Origin of the sequence: Flavobacterium frigoritolerans (genome assembly GCF_025847275.1) — a bacterium.
Taxonomy (GTDB): domain Bacteria; phylum Bacteroidota; class Bacteroidia; order Flavobacteriales; family Flavobacteriaceae; genus Flavobacterium; species Flavobacterium frigoritolerans.
This window is the reverse complement of record NZ_JAOZEV010000022.1, coordinates 1-15275: the sequence shown is the minus strand read 5'-3', so window position 1 is coordinate 15275 and position 15275 is coordinate 1. Positions and strand designations below refer to the sequence as shown.

Below are 15275 nucleotides of genomic sequence, written 5' to 3'. Positions count from 1 at the left end.
TTTATAAAAAAATACCTTATAAAAGTACAACATATATTAGTGGTTACATAATCATCAATACTTACTTTTTGAATTTTTTAACAGGTTTTTCAACTGCCTCTGGTTTGTTTTGCAAGATATAATTTGCCAACAACTTTTCGATCAGTTCATCCTTTGTTAAATGATGAAAAACTGTTTTTACTTTTGTTTTTAAATCTGTTGAAACGTCGTGATTTGGTTTTGTTTTAAAGATTTGTTTTGCCCACAAAAGTGTATTATTCTCTTCTAGACTTGCAACTGATGGTTTTTTAAATTCTGTGAATTTAATCCCTAATTCTTTTTCAAAATCAGCTATTTCAACAACTTCTTCTGGCTGTAAAACAGTAAGTGATAATCCCTTTGCTCCTGCTCTGGCTGTTCTTCCGCTACGGTGTACATAAGCTTCGTAAGCGTCTGGCAAATGGTAATTTACTACATATGAAATTTCTTTAACATCTATTCCTCTAGCTGCCAAATCTGTTGCAACTAATATATTTATATGTCCTTCACGAAATTGCTCCATGATTCGGTCTCTGATTCCTTGTGACAAACTACCATGTAAAGCTCCTGATGAAAAACGGTTAATCGCTAAGTTTTTAGCTAGTTTATTTACAGCTGCTTTTGTTTTACAAAAAATGATTCCGCGTTCTCCATCTCTGGAATTCAAGAAATGCATTAAAACATCTAGTTTCTCAATCGGATCAACAACTATATATTCATGGTCAATTCCTTGATTTCCTACTGTTTCCATGTCGGCACTTACCTGAATTACATTTTTAGATAAGTAATTCTGAACCAATTGCTTGATTGTTCCTGGTAGTGTTGCTGAGAATAAAAGTGTTCTATGTTTTTTTGGTAATTCGGCTACGATTTCATCCAGACTTTCTTTTAAGATTGAAACCATTTCATCGACTTCATCCAAAATAAGAAATTGTGTCTCTTTTAGATTGATTGCTTTTCGCTGAATTAAATCGATTAAACGTCCTGGTGTTGCAACTACTATATGTGTAGGTTGTGTAAGTCGCTCTATTTGGGGTTTTATTGGAATTCCTCCGCAAGTTGCTGCTATAGAAACTTGTGGCAGGTATTTTGAAAAATCTTCTAAATTTTTAAATATCTGATGTCCTAATTCTCTTGTTGGAACTAAAATCACTGCCTGAACTGTAGGTATTTCAGGATTTATTAACTGTAGCAATGGTAACCCAAAGGCTGCTGTTTTACCTGTTCCTGTTTTGGCCAAACCTACTACATCACTGTTATTAGCTAAAATTAGCGGAATACTTTTCTGCTGAATTTCGGTTGGAGTACTAATATTTAATTCGGTTAGCGCTTTTAGTATCGGTGCTGAAATTCCTAAATCTGAAAATTGTTTTGACATTGTTTAATTTATTTAAAAATTGAAAAATTTAAAGATTTAAAAATTTCTGATTCTATTTTTTTTACCATTAAGGGATTAAGTTTCATTTAGACTTGACTTAATTTTTCTTAATCTCTTAATGGTTCAGTTTTTTTATGAATATGGAACTCTTAGCCCTGATGGTAACGGCATCCTTTTATTTTTTTTCTTTAAAAAAATAAAAGATATAGTGTACAGCAGGAAATGGCTCCTAATTATTCAACTTCGTTTTAAGTTTTAGATTGTACTGTGTGATTCTCTCATACAAACACTCTTCGACTCCGCTTAGAGTGACAACAAACTTTTGACTTTATGACTTTCAGCTTTAATACTTTCAGACCTATAAAGGTATCAATCTGGTTCGTTCATTATTTTTTCACGGTATTTTTTACCGGTTAATAATACCAACTTCAATTTATAATCATCTATAAGCCATTCGCGGTAATTCTTGCTACATTGACTTAAACATTTTGAATATCGCTTGATTCTACAATCAATATCATCGTCTAGTTCTTTCCCTAATGCTTTAGCTTCTTGTAGTGTTTCTGAATTATCTACACACATTGCTGCATGCTGTTCTAATGATTTATCCAAAACTACTTTTGAACGTAAATTTTGAGCAATAACAAGTTTATGTTCTTCATCGACATCAAAACTTACATCGGCTGTTTTGCTGAATTTTGCACGCAATTCTGGTGGCATGCTGTATTTAAAATACAATTCAATTTCGGTATCATCTCTTAAGTTCTCCAAATAAAACTCTGGTGATTTAAAGATATGCTGCCAGTTTACTGGCTCACTCCATAATCCGAAACGTGCTGCATTATTTCCTAAATCGATAACTGTAAATTCATCTTTATTAGGCAATTTTCGAGAACCACGTCCTATCATTTGGTAATACAATGTCAATGATTTGGTTGCTCTATTTAATATAATGGTTTCTACTGTTGGTTCATCAAAACCTGTAGTTAAGATTCCTACCGATGTTAAAATTGCATCTGGAGTTTTCTTGAACCATTGTAAAATATCTTTTCGTTCTTCGTTACTGCTTGTATTATCAAGATGGCGAATATCATAACCTGCTTCTCTAAAGGTTTCATACACATATAATGAGGTATGTATACCGTTATTAAAAATCAAGGTTTTCTTTCCAAGAGATTTCTCAGTATATGCATGCAATAATTTCTCTTGCATGATTGTATTGGTATATAAATCATCTGAAGATTTTACGGTGTAATCTCCATTGATACCTACTTTTAAAGATGTTAATCCTACATCATAACTATAAGTAGTTGCTTTTGCCAAAAATCCTTGATCGATCAATGAACCTATTGTGTCTCCTACAATTAGTTCATCGTAACTTTCGTGCATTGGCAATTTAATATTCGAACTTAACGGTGTTGCTGTTACTCCTAATATAAACGCATTTTTAAACGAGCTTAATAATTTTCGGAATGAATTGTAATGCGCCTCATCGATAATTACTAAACCAATATTGTCTAAATGTAATTTTTCGTCATTAATACGGTTTTTTAATGTTTCGACCATCGCTACAAAACATGAATACTCATTTTGATCCAATAGCTCTTTTACCTTACTATTGATAATCTTGTTTTTAACACCAAAACCTTTTAACATTTTTGAAGTTTGCTTACAAAGTTCAATTCTGTGTGTTAAAACTACTACTTTTTTCTCATGTTGCGATAAATAACGGCGTACGATTTCTGAGAAAACTACTGTTTTCCCTCCACCAGTAGGCAATTGATACAACAAATGATGTTGTGCCGAACCATTATCTAAACGATCAAAAATGGCGTCAATATCGCCTTTTTGGTATGCGTAAAGTTCCTTTTTTTCTTCTCTTTCTATTTCTAAGGTGTTTTGAGACATTGTATTTTATTGGTTTTTGCAAAAATACACCTAAAAAACAGTTATATTGTCTTTTTTATCTTAAAATAAAAGGAAAAGTTCTCGATTATTTAATTATGGAGTGGGTTCTAAAAAGTCATTTTATCCAAAATTACTTCAAAATCAGGCTCATTTTTCCATTTTTGAATAACCGTTTCCTCATGAATTTGATTTATTCTGGATTTAAATTCCGCTAAAATTCCGTTCGAAATTATAAATTTTACTGCTTGCTCAAATGAATTACACATACTTTTGTAAAAAAGTTCTTGCTTTATTGGGTTTTCTGATGAGTAAGTTTGCGCAATTTCGATATTATAAAGCATAACATCAGCAATTACAAACGGATCAACCCCCAAAAGTATAAAATGCTTGATGTATTTTTGAGCTACTGAACGGCGCATTTTTGGTTTTGCACGTCGTCTTGATGCTTTTGCTTTGATCGGGAAATATTCATGCGAAATTTTCAACTTACACTCCTGCAGCAGTGTCTCTTCTTTTGGATTAAACACAAAATCATAATAGACTTTTACCGGACCAAATTTCTCGTACAATTCGATTATTTGCTCTTCTAATTGTTCTTTCGTAAGATCGTTTAAATATTTTTTTAAATCGCGTTTACTCATTATCAAAGTTTAAGATTGTAAAAGTAAATTACTTTCTCTTTCGATACCCTAAAAATCAAGCAGAATCATTAATTTTACCGTTAATAATTTAAAAAAATAATTAAATGCTCAAGATTTTTAAGATTACAGCGATTTTAGAAGGAATTTCATACTTGGTTTTATTCTCTAACATGCTTTTTATTAAGCCTACTAACCTGGCTTTATATAAAACTTTATTATTCCCTATCGGAATGAGTCACGGTTTACTATTTATGGGGTACATTTTTTTGGCTATTTTATTAAAAAGTGCTCAAAAATGGGATTTTAAAACTTTCATGCTAATTTTAATTGCTTCCGTAATTCCGTTTGGTACTTTTTATGTTGAGTATAAATACTTAAAAAATGCTTAAGTTTTTGGAGAAAATATTTAACTTCTTATACCCGCTTTTTAGAGACTGGGGCATGAGCCGCAATATTGCTGCTTATCTCAGTCTTATTTTTAATATTGTTATATTAATTATAATGGCTTATGCCGTATATTATATAGCCAAATTTGTTTTAGTTACTCTTACTGCAATTTTTGCCCAAAAGACAAAAACTAAGTTTGATGATTTTTTAATCAATAATAAAACTACTAAATATACTGCTTACTTAATTCCGTTTTTCTTTATCTATAAAGCTGTTCCAATTATCTTGGATAAATACGAGTATTGGGAATTGATTTTCGGAAAAATTGTTGGTGTTTATATCGTATTATTATTGTTATGGATTATTCGAACTGTTTTTAACTCGCTTAAAGATTATTTAAAACAAAAACCAGAATACAGCGATAAACCTATCGATAGTTTTATTCAGGTAGTTATGATGGTTCTCTGGATATTTGGAGTAGTAATTATTATTTCTAAATTATTCGGAATCAAGCAAGGTGAGTTATTAACCATTTTAGGAACTCTTTCGGCAATTATCATCTTAATTTTCAGAGATACTATTCTTGGTTTTGTATCGAGTGTTCAAGTTGCCATAAATGACATGGTGCGTATTGGCGACTGGATTACAATGGAAAAATTTGGTGCCGATGGTGATGTTATCGAAATTAATCTTACTACTGTAAAAGTTCGAAATTTTGACAATACTATCACTACCATTCCTACTTATGCATTGAGTTCGGACTCGTTTCAAAACTGGCGAGGTATGCAAAAATCGAATGGACGCCGTATCAAACGACACATTTTGATTAAAACGAGTACTATCCGTTTTTTGACTGATGAAGATTTGGCCCTGATGAAAAAAATTCAACTTATTACTCCTTATATTGAATCTCGTCAGACCGAAATAGATAAGTTTAACGCAATACATGGTGTAGATAAAACTTTGGCTTTAAATGGTCGCAATATGACTAATCTTGGTTTGTTCAGAAAATATATTATCCAATATATGGTAAATCATCCTGGATTAAATAAAGATATGCATATGATGTGTCGTCAGTTACAATCGACTGCTCATGGAGTTCCTCTGGAAATTTATACTTTTTCGAGTGATAAACGTTGGGCAAATTATGAATACATAATGGCGGATATCTTTGATCATGTTATGGCTTCTGTAGTCTATTTTGATCTTGAAATTTTCGAATTGCCTTCGCAGATTGGGCATTTAGAGTAAAGTAATTACTTTATATTTTTTTAACCAATTGTAACTAAATTTTTCACCTAAAGGCTCGAAGTTTCAAAGAATGTATACCGATTTATTTGGTACAGTATTAAAATGCTCACTTTGTTTCAATCTGTATCAAAATATAATTTTTAAACCATATAAGTTAGGTAAGGAAATATAAGTTTTGCTTAAATGAACTTATATAACTTATATGGTTAATATTTTACTATAAACGGTCTTTTACATATTCTATCTTTGTTTTTCCGTGTGCCTTTGGTTTTCCATCTTCACCTAAATTTACCATTGTAATAGTATCTATTGTAATAATGGTTTCTCTAGTCATCATGTTTCTTACTTCACTTTTTAATACTAGCGAAGTATGTCCAAATTTAACTACATCAATTCCAATTTCTACAATATCGCCTTGTCTTGCCGAGCTTTTAAAATTAATTTCTGACATGTGTTTGGTTACCACTCTGTAGTTTTCTAACTGAATAATTGTATATAAAGCTAACTCTTCGTCTATCCATGCCAGTAATTGTCCGCCAAATAATGTTCCGTTTGGATTTAGATCTTCGGGTTTAACCCATTTTCGAGTATGAAATTTCATAATTGTTAATTTATTAGTAACAAAAATAACATTTTAGTATCATTATTTTTTTTAATTTTAGAATAAAAATATGAGCCAGCGAGATACTTTTTTACAAGAATTCCGAGGACCAACTTTAGGCACTGTAAATGCTCAATCTTCTGCAGATGAATTATTTCAAAACGAAGTACTTCGGCCAATTTTAAAACTTCAAAATGATTTATTAGTTGCCGTTTTTATAAATTATGTCAATAAAAACAAAACTGATTTTTATTCTTATACCGTTGAAAAGAAACTTTTGGTAATTGAAAACGCTATTCAAAAAGACATTAAATTCCGAAATTCACTTAAAGGTATGGTAATCGCTCTTTTTACATTGGATGAATATCAATCTTATATTCTAAATTCTTCCAGCTTGAATAAAAGAATGATGAATTTAGTAATTGAAAGACTTAAAAATCAAGTACAATTATTCGAATTAGAATCAAATAATGAATCATTTTAAAATGAAGTTGCATTTTTTATAAAGCATAAAAAAACCAGTGATATTTACTTCACTGGTTTTTTACAACTAACCAACTAACTAACTTTACTTTTTATTTTATTCTCTTATATGAGCTCTTTTAGCATGTGCTATTCTTTCTTATAGGTGTTTGTTCTGGCATCTTTTATAACTCCTTTCCAGTTTAATCCATAAGCAAAATCATAAATATTCCCTTCACTATCTTTATGCGAAACCATATCAAAAGGTACATCTTCAAATTGTTTTTCAACAGTTTCCATATTGGCTGGCATCTGAACTGGCAGCAAACCTGATGGCTCCGTTTTTCCAGATATAATATCCAGAACTGCCTGTGCTGATACTCCAAAATTCAAGACAATTCCATCAACTTGACTTTCAAACTCTTTAAAAATCATTGGTTTTGAAGCTGTTACTGAAACTATAACTGGCTTGTCTCCCATCATGTCTTTTGTGTCCAGGATGGTTCTCAAATCCATTGTATTAGCTACAGTAGCTGTTTTATTCTTATAAGTTCTGTTTGTAATATTTGGATCAATAACCTGATCTCCAGCTGCTATACTTTTTTCTCTTGCTTCTGTTGCTGTATAAGTTCCGTATTGTAAAGAAATTGGCAGATAACCATTGCTACCATTAATTCTGTCATTTAAATCATAACCATCTTCTAAACTTTGTGGGCTTGTTACAAAAACAATTGCAAAATCTGCTTTTGAAGGTTCATCTGTAACATTATAGTATTTTTTTATTAATTCTAAATTTACTGGATGTTCTAATTTTGGCATACTTCCTATTCCCCACCAGTCTTTCTTTGAAGCTGTATAAATTTTAGGAATAAAAACTGTTTTCTTTTCTTTTAATGGAAGAATTGAAGCTTTATTTTTCAATAATACAATCGATTTTAATTGTGCGTCATATCCTGCTTCCATAAACTTTGAATTTCCAACAACTTCATTTGTCTCGGCTATATTCAGATATGGATTTTCAAAAAGCCCCACTCTAAAAATGTTCTTTAATAATCGAACTGCTGATCTTTCAAAACGGGCTCTCATAAACGATTCTCCATATTCTTTGATTCCTATTTCGTAAGCTGCTAAAACTGGTTTTTTATCATTGTTCCCTCCAAATTGATCCACTCCTGCCATGATCGCTTTGTAATGCCTGTCTACAATCGAAAGATTTTCTACTCCCCAAGGTTTTCCTGCAAAAATATTTGGTGTTTTTCCTTCATCTCCTGTAATTAGCCAATCGGTACAAACTACTCCGTCATAACCATATTTATCTCTTAATAAATCGGTAATGATATATTTGCTATATCCATTGGCAACATTTTCGTTGTATTTTTTATCCTGATCAAAAGTAATTGTGTAATATGGCATTACTGCTGATGCTTTGCTGGTTTTTCCTTTTAATTTAAAGGCTCCATTTACAAAAGGATCTATATGCTGTTGTAAATTATTTCCTGGATATACCGCAAATTTCCCGTAAGCCCAATGTCCATCACGTCCGCCTTCTTCGGCACCACCGCTCGGCCAGTGTTTTACCATGGCATTCACGCTTTTGTATCCCCAGCCATCTTTTATTTCATCTTTCCCATAAGACGTTTGAAATCCATCAATATAGGCTCGCCCCATATCTCTTGTTAATGCTGGACTTTCGCCAAATGTCATCGTAATTCTATACCATCTTGGTTCTGTTCCTAAATCTATTTGCGGTGACAAAGCTGTTGCAATTCCTAATGCTCGATATTCTTTGGCTGCTATTTGACCAAACTGTTCTACAATTTTTGGGTCAAAAGTTGCTGCCATTCCTAATCCATCTGGCCACATTGAGATTGTTCCTCCTGCTCCTGCATTAAACTCTGAAGTTACAGTTGCTAAATGTCTCGGGTCGGTACTAGTATTGCTCGGAATTCCTAAACCTATTCCTTCTACAAATGCCTGCATTTTATTGTTCCATAAAGCAGCTACTTCTGGACTTTCTACATTTGTAATTAATACATGGCGCAGATTATCTTCTTTTAAAAATGCTTTTTGCTGGTCTGCTAAATCATAAGCTTTGGCATTACTTTCTGGAAAAACTTTACCGTCATAAGTTCCTAAATTATATCCCGAAACTCCTGCTGGTAATGATTGGTGACGACTATACAACATCAGCCCTGCAATTTGTTCTACCGACATTTTAGATGCTAAATCCTTGGCACGCTCATCTGCCGAAAGTCGCCAATCTTCATATTTATCTAGTTTCCCATTTTTATTTAAATCCTTGAATTTTTTTCCGTTTATGGTTAAAATTTTTATCCCAGATTCAGGAGAATATCCTAAATCAGCGCCTTTATTATTTTTAACAATAGTAAAATTTTCCTGCTGAGCATGCATCGTTACGCTTAAAAAGAAAGCTAAACTGATAGTTATGACTGTTTTTTTCATTTATGTATTATTTAAAATCTGAAATTTAATGAGGCTTCTAATGTAAATGGTCGAATATATGATCCTACCAATAACTTGTCGTAATAAGGTGTAGCATCTGTAATTAATTCAGCTCCGTTTATTGTTCCTTTTGCTCCTGTTTGATTTAAGAAGTTTACTGCTGTAAGTCCAATATCAAAATGGTCATTAATTTTATAATTTACTCCTCCAAATGTTTCCCATCTTGGTGCAAAGTATAAAGCATTTGTTTGGTTTGCATATTGCTTACTGAAATAACGGAAGCTTGCCCATACTTTAAAATCTTTATAGGTATAACTCGGATCAATTTCCATCAATACTTTTGATATCTCTAAAACATTTTTGTCATTATATGAATAGTTATTTCCAAAAGCTGAAAAATTATAATTTTTATAAACTGGATCCTGAAATGTTATCAAGTAATGTAGATTAAAGCCTTCAAATGGCGTTGCCACTATATCGGTAGTCCAACCTAAGGTTTGTATGTCATAAAAAACTGTTGCTACTTCTGACTCACTTGAATTTGTTGGATTTACTAAATTAAGTCTTGCTTGATAATTATTTCTTGTTAGATAGGTTGCCTGTGAGACAATGCTAAATTTTTCCTGATTAAAATATACTCCCAAAGCTCCTAATGGACTTTTTGTTTTTGCCAAATTTGGCTCTGCTGCTCCTGAATAACTTTCTAATTGTCCATTTTTTTCGGTATAAGTAAAATCGGCTAGGATTCCAGCACTTTTTATTACTTTATAAACTGCATTTATAGATCCTCCTAAATGAAACCAGTTATTATCAAAATATGTTTTCTGACTTGGATCAAATACAACATTTGATGTTCTTGGTGTTTGATAGTAGTCTCCTTTTAATTTGTGATATCTTAAATTTACACCATAAGCTAAAGAAAGACGATCTGATATTGTCCAGTTATCTGAGAAATAAGCTGATAGTTTATTCTCAAAACCATTGTGATATTCCCCTCCTACATTATAGTTGTAAAATCCATTTGCATCTGTATTTGCTGTACCTCCTGGTGTATTACGAACTAACTTATCTGCGTTTGCACTTACTGTCTGATTAAAAAACGAACGATTTGATGTAAACTCATCTACATTATAATAATATTCTGTTAACCCAAATCTCCATTTGTGATTATCGATATTCTTTTTTATTTCAAATCGAGATAAAAAAGTAGTTGTTGGTGTTCCATCTGTGTACATTGCAAGCATAGAGTTTACATTGCCTACATATGGTTGCCCTGTAGCTTGATAGGTAAAATTATCGGCTGCTGTTGCCTCGTAAATACTTAATGGTATTGTTACTAATTGTGAAGCTTTAGCATAACGAAAACGCGTTGTGAAGTTAAACTTCCAATCATTTGCTAAGTCATAATTTCCTAGTAAATCAAATGTATGCGAGGTTGATGCTGCATCACTTCCTCCCATATCTGCTTTTTTTGATTGTCCTGTAAGAATGTCTTTAAACATGAACGTTCCATCGTTTACGATATAGGAGTCTCTTCCAATTCTAAAACCGTTGTACTCCTCTACTTTTCCTCCTTCTTTATATTCAAAAACAGCATAATTACTTAAAGATGCTGAATTGGCATATTTATACAAAAAGCTAATTTCACCTTTTCCATTGTTAAATTTCTTAGTTATTCCCGCTCGGTAAATTTGAGTTCTATCTGAATATTTAGCAAATTTTAAATCAAATGAATTAGGATCAAAATTGGCATAAGCCCCCATTGTATATGACCAGCCTTTGCTTAATGGTCCCGTAACATTTAAATCTCCTTTCATCCATCCGAAACTTGATCCCGAAAAATTACCGTTTATTTCTAATTTATCTGTGCCTAATCTCGTATACGAATTAACTGTAAATCCTAAATCACCTGTTGTTATTGCTGCCTCACCAATTTTTAACAAACCTGTTCGTCCTAAACTCTTGCTTTGTCTCCATGTTCTGTTTGGTAACTCCGGCCAGAAATAATAAACTACTGGTAAATCATTTTCCTGAATAGTGATCCCTCCTACTGTAGATGGCAATCCTATATTCACATCACGCGGTCCTGTGTTATTTGCCGCATTTAGCATCACATTTCTGTTTTTCTCCTCTTTAGTGTCGGTTTCTACAATTTTTGTTTTTGTGGTATTTGTAGCTTTTCGCGTCTTTTTTTCCTCTTGCGAAAATCCTTCAAAAGCTGGAAAAATTGTCATGCAAATCGCTGAAATAATTATTCTTTTCATAAGTAATCTGGTTATTTGAATAAGTGATTAAATTTTCATTGCTTCATTATGAAGCAATATTAATTAGTTTTTTTTATATTAACAAACAATTAGAATAAAAAATATATAAATCAAACTTTTAGACATGAATAAATCATATATATTTAACAAATACCTACTATTGCAGTATATTAAATCGAGAAGAAAAAAGCACTATCACGATTGCGTTAAGCCCCATAAACAATGAGAAAATTCTTTAATTCATAGTTTTTAGCTATGTCGAAATTTGAGAAGAAAAATAAATATGCAAGAGCTCGCATTTTTTTTAAATCTGAAAAGAAAAAATGTATAAAAAAATTAAAAGTTGACATATAAATATCAAAAGAGTAAATTTGACCGTAATTATATACTATGGAATTTAAAAAAATACTAGAAAGAGATTCTAAAGTGTCATGGAAAAAGTATGTTCCTACACTGTCTATTGATTGTGCTATTTTTAGTTTTAAAGATTCTTCTCTTCAAGTGCTGACTATTAAAATGAAAGGTCAGGATTCATTTGGACTCCCAGGTGGCTATGTGCAAAAAGATGAAAATATTGATGATGCCGCTATCCGTATTTTAAAAAATAGAACGGGTACCGAAAATATCTATCTGCAACAATTTTACACCTTTGGTAATTTAAACCGTTCTGAAGGTGTTTTTAAAGATTATGATGATAGTTTATGGAACAAACAACGATTTATCTCTATAGGATATTATGCTCTTACTGACCACGCTAAGGTCAACCTAAATATAGATGATATCTCAACTGCCTGCGAATGGAAATCTATTGATGATTTACCTCCATTTATGATGGATCACAGAGAAATTTTAGATAAAGCTCTTATTACGCTACGCGAACAATTAAGTAATCATCCGATTGGTTATAATCTGCTTCCTGAAAAATTCACTATGCCTGAGCTTCAAAAATTATATGAGATCATTTTAGATAAAAAGCTTAATCGTGGTAACTTTTATAGAAAAATATTACGCTACGATATTTTAACCAAATTAGATGAGTCACGCAAAGGTGGTGCTCATAAAGCTCCTGATTTATATAGTTTTAATTTAGAAGAATACAATAAGGCTCTTAAAGAAGGGTTTAAGGGAAGTTGGTAACGGAGAAAAGGTTCTTCAGAGGTTCTCTTCTTAGGTTCTGAGGTACAGAGGTTCAAAGTTACAAAGGTTTTCCCTTGAGGATGAAGAAAGACTTTGAAATATTGAGATACAAAGGCTCAAAGGTTTTAGCTCTAAAATAAAGAAAAGGTTCTGAGGTTCAAAGTTGCAAAGGTTTTCCCTTCGATGGATAAAGATTTTGAAATAATGAGCTGCAAAGGCTTAAAGGTTTTAGCTCTAGGAATGAAGAAAAGGTTCTGAGGTACAGAGGTTCAAAGTTGCAAAGGTTTTCCCTTGTGGATGGAGAAATATTTTTGAAATATTGAGATACAAAGACTCAAAGGTTTTAGCTCTAAAATAAAGAAAAGGTTCTGAGGCACAGAGGTTCAAAGTTACAAAGGTTTTTTCTTGGATGGAGAAAGATTTTGAAATATTGAGATACAAAGGCTCAAAGGTTTTAGCTCTAAAATAAAGAAAAGGTTCAGGGGTACAGAGGTTCAAAGTTGCAAAGGTTTTCCCTTGAGGATGGAGAAATATTTTGAAGTCCTGAGCTGCAACTTTGCGCCTTAAATTATAGAACCTCAAAACCTTTTTAAGTTTTCTTATTTTTTATTATCCCCAATAAAATTTAGAGTTAAATTAATCAAAACTGCTTTGGAGATTCGTATAATTGGAACTTGCATTGCTAGGCAAATAATTATAAAAATTGGTATCTGAATTTTTAATGATAATCCATACATTGAATTTAATGCAATGACTAAAAGAATTAAGTGAACTACAATTATAAGTATTATTGGGTATTTAATCCATAATGCTGCTGAATAAAAGTTGGGTTCTATTTTAAAATCCTGATTACAATGGGAGCAATTTCTATTCATTTTACGAATCTCTTTCACTACAAAAAGTCCTTGGTTAGTAAATAAATTACCCATGTAACATTTGGGACATTTAAGTTTAAAAATAGTATATAACTTCATTCTTGTGTTTATAATTATTAGGTAGTTATTAATTAAAAGCTCTTATAAATCTTCTCTTTAGTAGTTGTGGTTTTATTTTATCAAAAAAATGCCTGATAATTATTTTCCTTTTCTGGACTTACAATACCTGAAAACCCACAATACTCAAAATATATTCTTTGGTAATTTATAAAAGTTGTTTGATTGATTCGTTCAAAAATTATTGTCACTACTGAAAGATTTTGTTATTCCGAATAGTCAGACAATAGTGGTAATACTATGCAAATGATATTTTGTATTTGTATTAAAAAAGAAGATTATGTCCCGATAACTATCAGAACTGATTTACAAAACTTCAAAGTTTTTTGATCTGGAGCTAAAACAACAACTGTAAACTTCTCCATGATTTTCGCAAAATACGCATTTTTTATTTAATTTGTAAGTAAAAAAGTATTTATATTTTTAATTTAGGGAAAAATTAAACGTACAAAATTTAAATATGTGCGCCAATTCTTAATTGATTTCTCTTACCTGATCGATAAAAAAAAACTGGTATTGTTTTCACAATACCAGTTTTAAATAAATAATAATAAATTAATTTTTCATACATCGAATACTGACACGATATTTTTCTTTATAAGATAATACATCATACTGATATTTCAAATAAATATTAGTTGAACTATTCCCTACAATAAATCCAGCATAAAAACCAAACACAAATTCAATTTTACCATTAAAAGTCATTCCATAATGCCCTGGAGGCAATGCATTAAACCCTGAATTGTTAGGGTCACCGACAGGATAACCACCCCAAAGATAACTAGGTCCATACAAAGTATTATTTGCTTTCATCTTTTTTCCAGCAGCCTTAACTCCCCCTAAAAGGTTTATAAGTACATCCCAATCTTTTTGAACAGGTAAACGCCACCCCTCTGGACAAGCATTTACAGCTTGCTCATTAGAATATAATAATCCGAATTTAGAAGCAAAAGCTTGACGGGTTAATATCATATTATTATTGTTTTCAAGGTATGCTATTGTACCAGTATCAAGTGCTCCATTTGTATTTGTAGCGAGTATAGCAGTACTTGCCTCCGCATACCCTGTCTCAGCAGGATTAAGATAAACACCACCCAAACTCACTCCTTTTTTGTCAACGAGAGCACGCAAGTTTTGTGTCATCCAACAACCCGCTTCCCCAAAACGTTTGGTAGTATACATATTCCCCTCATTGTCTATTGTACCTGAGCAACAATCACAGTCTTTTATCGTAATATCCAACTTTGTTTTATTCATAATTCCTCCTGTTTTATAAAGAGCAACTAGGGCAACTTTTACTGGATTACCACTATCTCTACCTATAACATCGGTCATTAGTGATTGTTTGTATTTAATAGTAACTGTATAAGTTGCTCCATTTACTAATGAAGTGGGGATACCGCTTTGAACAACAATATCGCCATCTATTGCTTTTTCTGGATCATTAACTATAAAGCTTAAATTGGTATTACCTGAACCAATATTTGTGAATGTATAAGTATAGGCCTTACTAAAATCTGCTTTATAAGGTTCTCGAACTGAAAGCGGCCCACAAATGGCATTATTGTTAGCAGGTGACGCGATATCAAAACAAGACTCCCCTTTCAGTAAACCACTTCCTTTAGCAATTGTTGTTTCATCTATAATGATAACTGTGCCTGCAGTTCCTTCTACTGGTGAATTTTTACAATTATTTACAACACAAGTATATTTACCACTATTTGAAGCCTTTGCACTATTAATAACATAAGTAGAAGATTTTGCTCCAGG

General features: G+C 31.9%; 12 protein-coding genes. 4 read left to right on the top strand and 8 right to left on the bottom strand.

Annotated elements, in window-relative coordinates:
• Positions 1–61 precede the first annotated feature (61 nt).
• The 3 genes from OIU80_RS19055 to OIU80_RS19045 all read right to left on the bottom strand — a co-directional run bounded on the left by OIU80_RS19055 (position 62) and on the right by OIU80_RS19045 (position 3945).
• Positions 62–1396 carry a DEAD/DEAH box helicase gene (locus tag OIU80_RS19055; RefSeq protein ID WP_264288562.1) on the bottom strand — a complete coding sequence of 445 codons (1335 nt, stop codon included), beginning with the start codon at positions 1394–1396 and terminating at the stop codon, positions 62–64.
• A 369-nt stretch (positions 1397–1765) separates the two neighbouring features.
• Positions 1766–3304: a DEAD/DEAH box helicase gene (locus tag OIU80_RS19050; RefSeq protein WP_264288561.1), complete on the bottom strand. Its 1539-nt coding sequence runs from the start codon at positions 3302–3304 to the stop codon at positions 1766–1768.
• A 107-nt stretch (positions 3305–3411) separates the two neighbouring features.
• Positions 3412–3945: a DUF6155 family protein gene (locus tag OIU80_RS19045; RefSeq protein ID WP_264288560.1), complete on the bottom strand. Its 534-nt coding sequence runs from the start codon at positions 3943–3945 to the stop codon at positions 3412–3414.
• 104 nt (positions 3946–4049) lie between these two features.
• On the opposite strand from OIU80_RS19045, the gene OIU80_RS19040 reads away from it, so the two are divergent.
• Together OIU80_RS19040 and OIU80_RS19035 are read left to right on the top strand one after the other, a co-directional pair.
• Positions 4050–4334, top strand: coding sequence for a DUF3817 domain-containing protein (locus OIU80_RS19040; protein ID WP_264288559.1), 285 nt, complete (start codon positions 4050–4052; stop codon positions 4332–4334).
• Complete coding sequence (locus OIU80_RS19035; protein WP_264288558.1) at positions 4327–5583, top strand: mechanosensitive ion channel family protein; 1257 nt, start codon at positions 4327–4329, stop codon at positions 5581–5583. Before OIU80_RS19040 ends, OIU80_RS19035 begins: the two co-directional genes overlap by 8 nt.
• Positions 5584–5800: 217 nt before the next feature.
• Here OIU80_RS19035 and OIU80_RS19030 read toward each other — a convergent pair whose 3' ends face one another.
• The gene (locus OIU80_RS19030) at positions 5801–6184 is read right to left on the bottom strand and encodes an acyl-CoA thioesterase (RefSeq protein WP_195737341.1); all 384 of its coding nucleotides are present in this window, start codon (positions 6182–6184) and stop codon (positions 5801–5803) included.
• Between the two features lie 70 nt (positions 6185–6254).
• Between OIU80_RS19030 and OIU80_RS19025 the strand changes: the two genes are divergently transcribed.
• Complete coding sequence (locus OIU80_RS19025; RefSeq protein WP_264288557.1) at positions 6255–6668, top strand: glyoxalase; 414 nt, start codon at positions 6255–6257, stop codon at positions 6666–6668.
• Positions 6669–6796: 128 nt separating this feature from the next.
• On the opposite strand, the gene OIU80_RS19020 is transcribed toward OIU80_RS19025, so the two are convergent.
• Both OIU80_RS19020 and OIU80_RS19015 read right to left on the bottom strand, forming a co-directional pair.
• Entirely contained in the window at positions 6797–9109 is a 2313-nt protein-coding gene (locus OIU80_RS19020) for a glycoside hydrolase family 3 protein (protein ID WP_264288556.1), read from the bottom strand.
• An 11-nt stretch (positions 9110–9120) separates the two neighbouring features.
• The gene (locus OIU80_RS19015) at positions 9121–11373 is read right to left on the bottom strand and encodes a TonB-dependent receptor (protein WP_264288555.1); all 2253 of its coding nucleotides are present in this window, start codon (positions 11371–11373) and stop codon (positions 9121–9123) included.
• A gap of 390 nt (positions 11374–11763) precedes the next feature.
• Between OIU80_RS19015 and OIU80_RS19010 the strand changes: the two genes are divergently transcribed.
• The gene (locus OIU80_RS19010) at positions 11764–12510 is read left to right on the top strand and encodes an NUDIX hydrolase (RefSeq protein ID WP_264288554.1); all 747 of its coding nucleotides are present in this window, start codon (positions 11764–11766) and stop codon (positions 12508–12510) included.
• A 599-nt stretch (positions 12511–13109) separates the two neighbouring features.
• Here OIU80_RS19010 and OIU80_RS19005 read toward each other — a convergent pair.
• Both OIU80_RS19005 and OIU80_RS19000 read right to left on the bottom strand, forming a co-directional pair.
• Entirely contained in the window at positions 13110–13439 is a 330-nt protein-coding gene (locus OIU80_RS19005; protein ID WP_264288553.1) for a DUF983 domain-containing protein, read from the bottom strand.
• 618 nt (positions 13440–14057) lie between these two features.
• Positions 14058–15275, bottom strand: a 1218-nt coding sequence (locus OIU80_RS19000) for a fibrobacter succinogenes major paralogous domain-containing protein (protein ID WP_264288552.1), incomplete at its 5' end; no start/stop codon positions are given.

What these genes read in the sequence shown, in the direction of transcription:
- OIU80_RS19055 (WP_264288562.1), bottom strand. Translation starts at nt 1,396, where the DNA reads ATGTCAAAACAATTTTCAGATTTAGGAATTTCAGCACCGATACTAAAA.
- OIU80_RS19050 (WP_264288561.1), bottom strand. Translation starts at nt 3,304, where the DNA reads ATGTCTCAAAACACCTTAGAAATAGAAAGAGAAGAAAAAAAGGAACTT.
- OIU80_RS19045 (WP_264288560.1), bottom strand. Translation starts at nt 3,945, where the DNA reads ATGAGTAAACGCGATTTAAAAAAATATTTAAACGATCTTACGAAAGAA.
- OIU80_RS19040 (WP_264288559.1), top strand. Translation starts at nt 4,050, where the DNA reads ATGCTCAAGATTTTTAAGATTACAGCGATTTTAGAAGGAATTTCATAC.
- OIU80_RS19035 (WP_264288558.1), top strand. Translation starts at nt 4,327, where the DNA reads ATGCTTAAGTTTTTGGAGAAAATATTTAACTTCTTATACCCGCTTTTT.
- OIU80_RS19030 (WP_195737341.1), bottom strand. Translation starts at nt 6,184, where the DNA reads ATGAAATTTCATACTCGAAAATGGGTTAAACCCGAAGATCTAAATCCA.
- OIU80_RS19025 (WP_264288557.1), top strand. Translation starts at nt 6,255, where the DNA reads ATGAGCCAGCGAGATACTTTTTTACAAGAATTCCGAGGACCAACTTTA.
- OIU80_RS19020 (WP_264288556.1), bottom strand. Translation starts at nt 9,109, where the DNA reads ATGAAAAAAACAGTCATAACTATCAGTTTAGCTTTCTTTTTAAGCGTA.
- OIU80_RS19015 (WP_264288555.1), bottom strand. Translation starts at nt 11,373, where the DNA reads ATGAAAAGAATAATTATTTCAGCGATTTGCATGACAATTTTTCCAGCT.
- OIU80_RS19010 (WP_264288554.1), top strand. Translation starts at nt 11,764, where the DNA reads ATGGAATTTAAAAAAATACTAGAAAGAGATTCTAAAGTGTCATGGAAA.
- OIU80_RS19005 (WP_264288553.1), bottom strand. Translation starts at nt 13,439, where the DNA reads ATGGGTAATTTATTTACTAACCAAGGACTTTTTGTAGTGAAAGAGATT.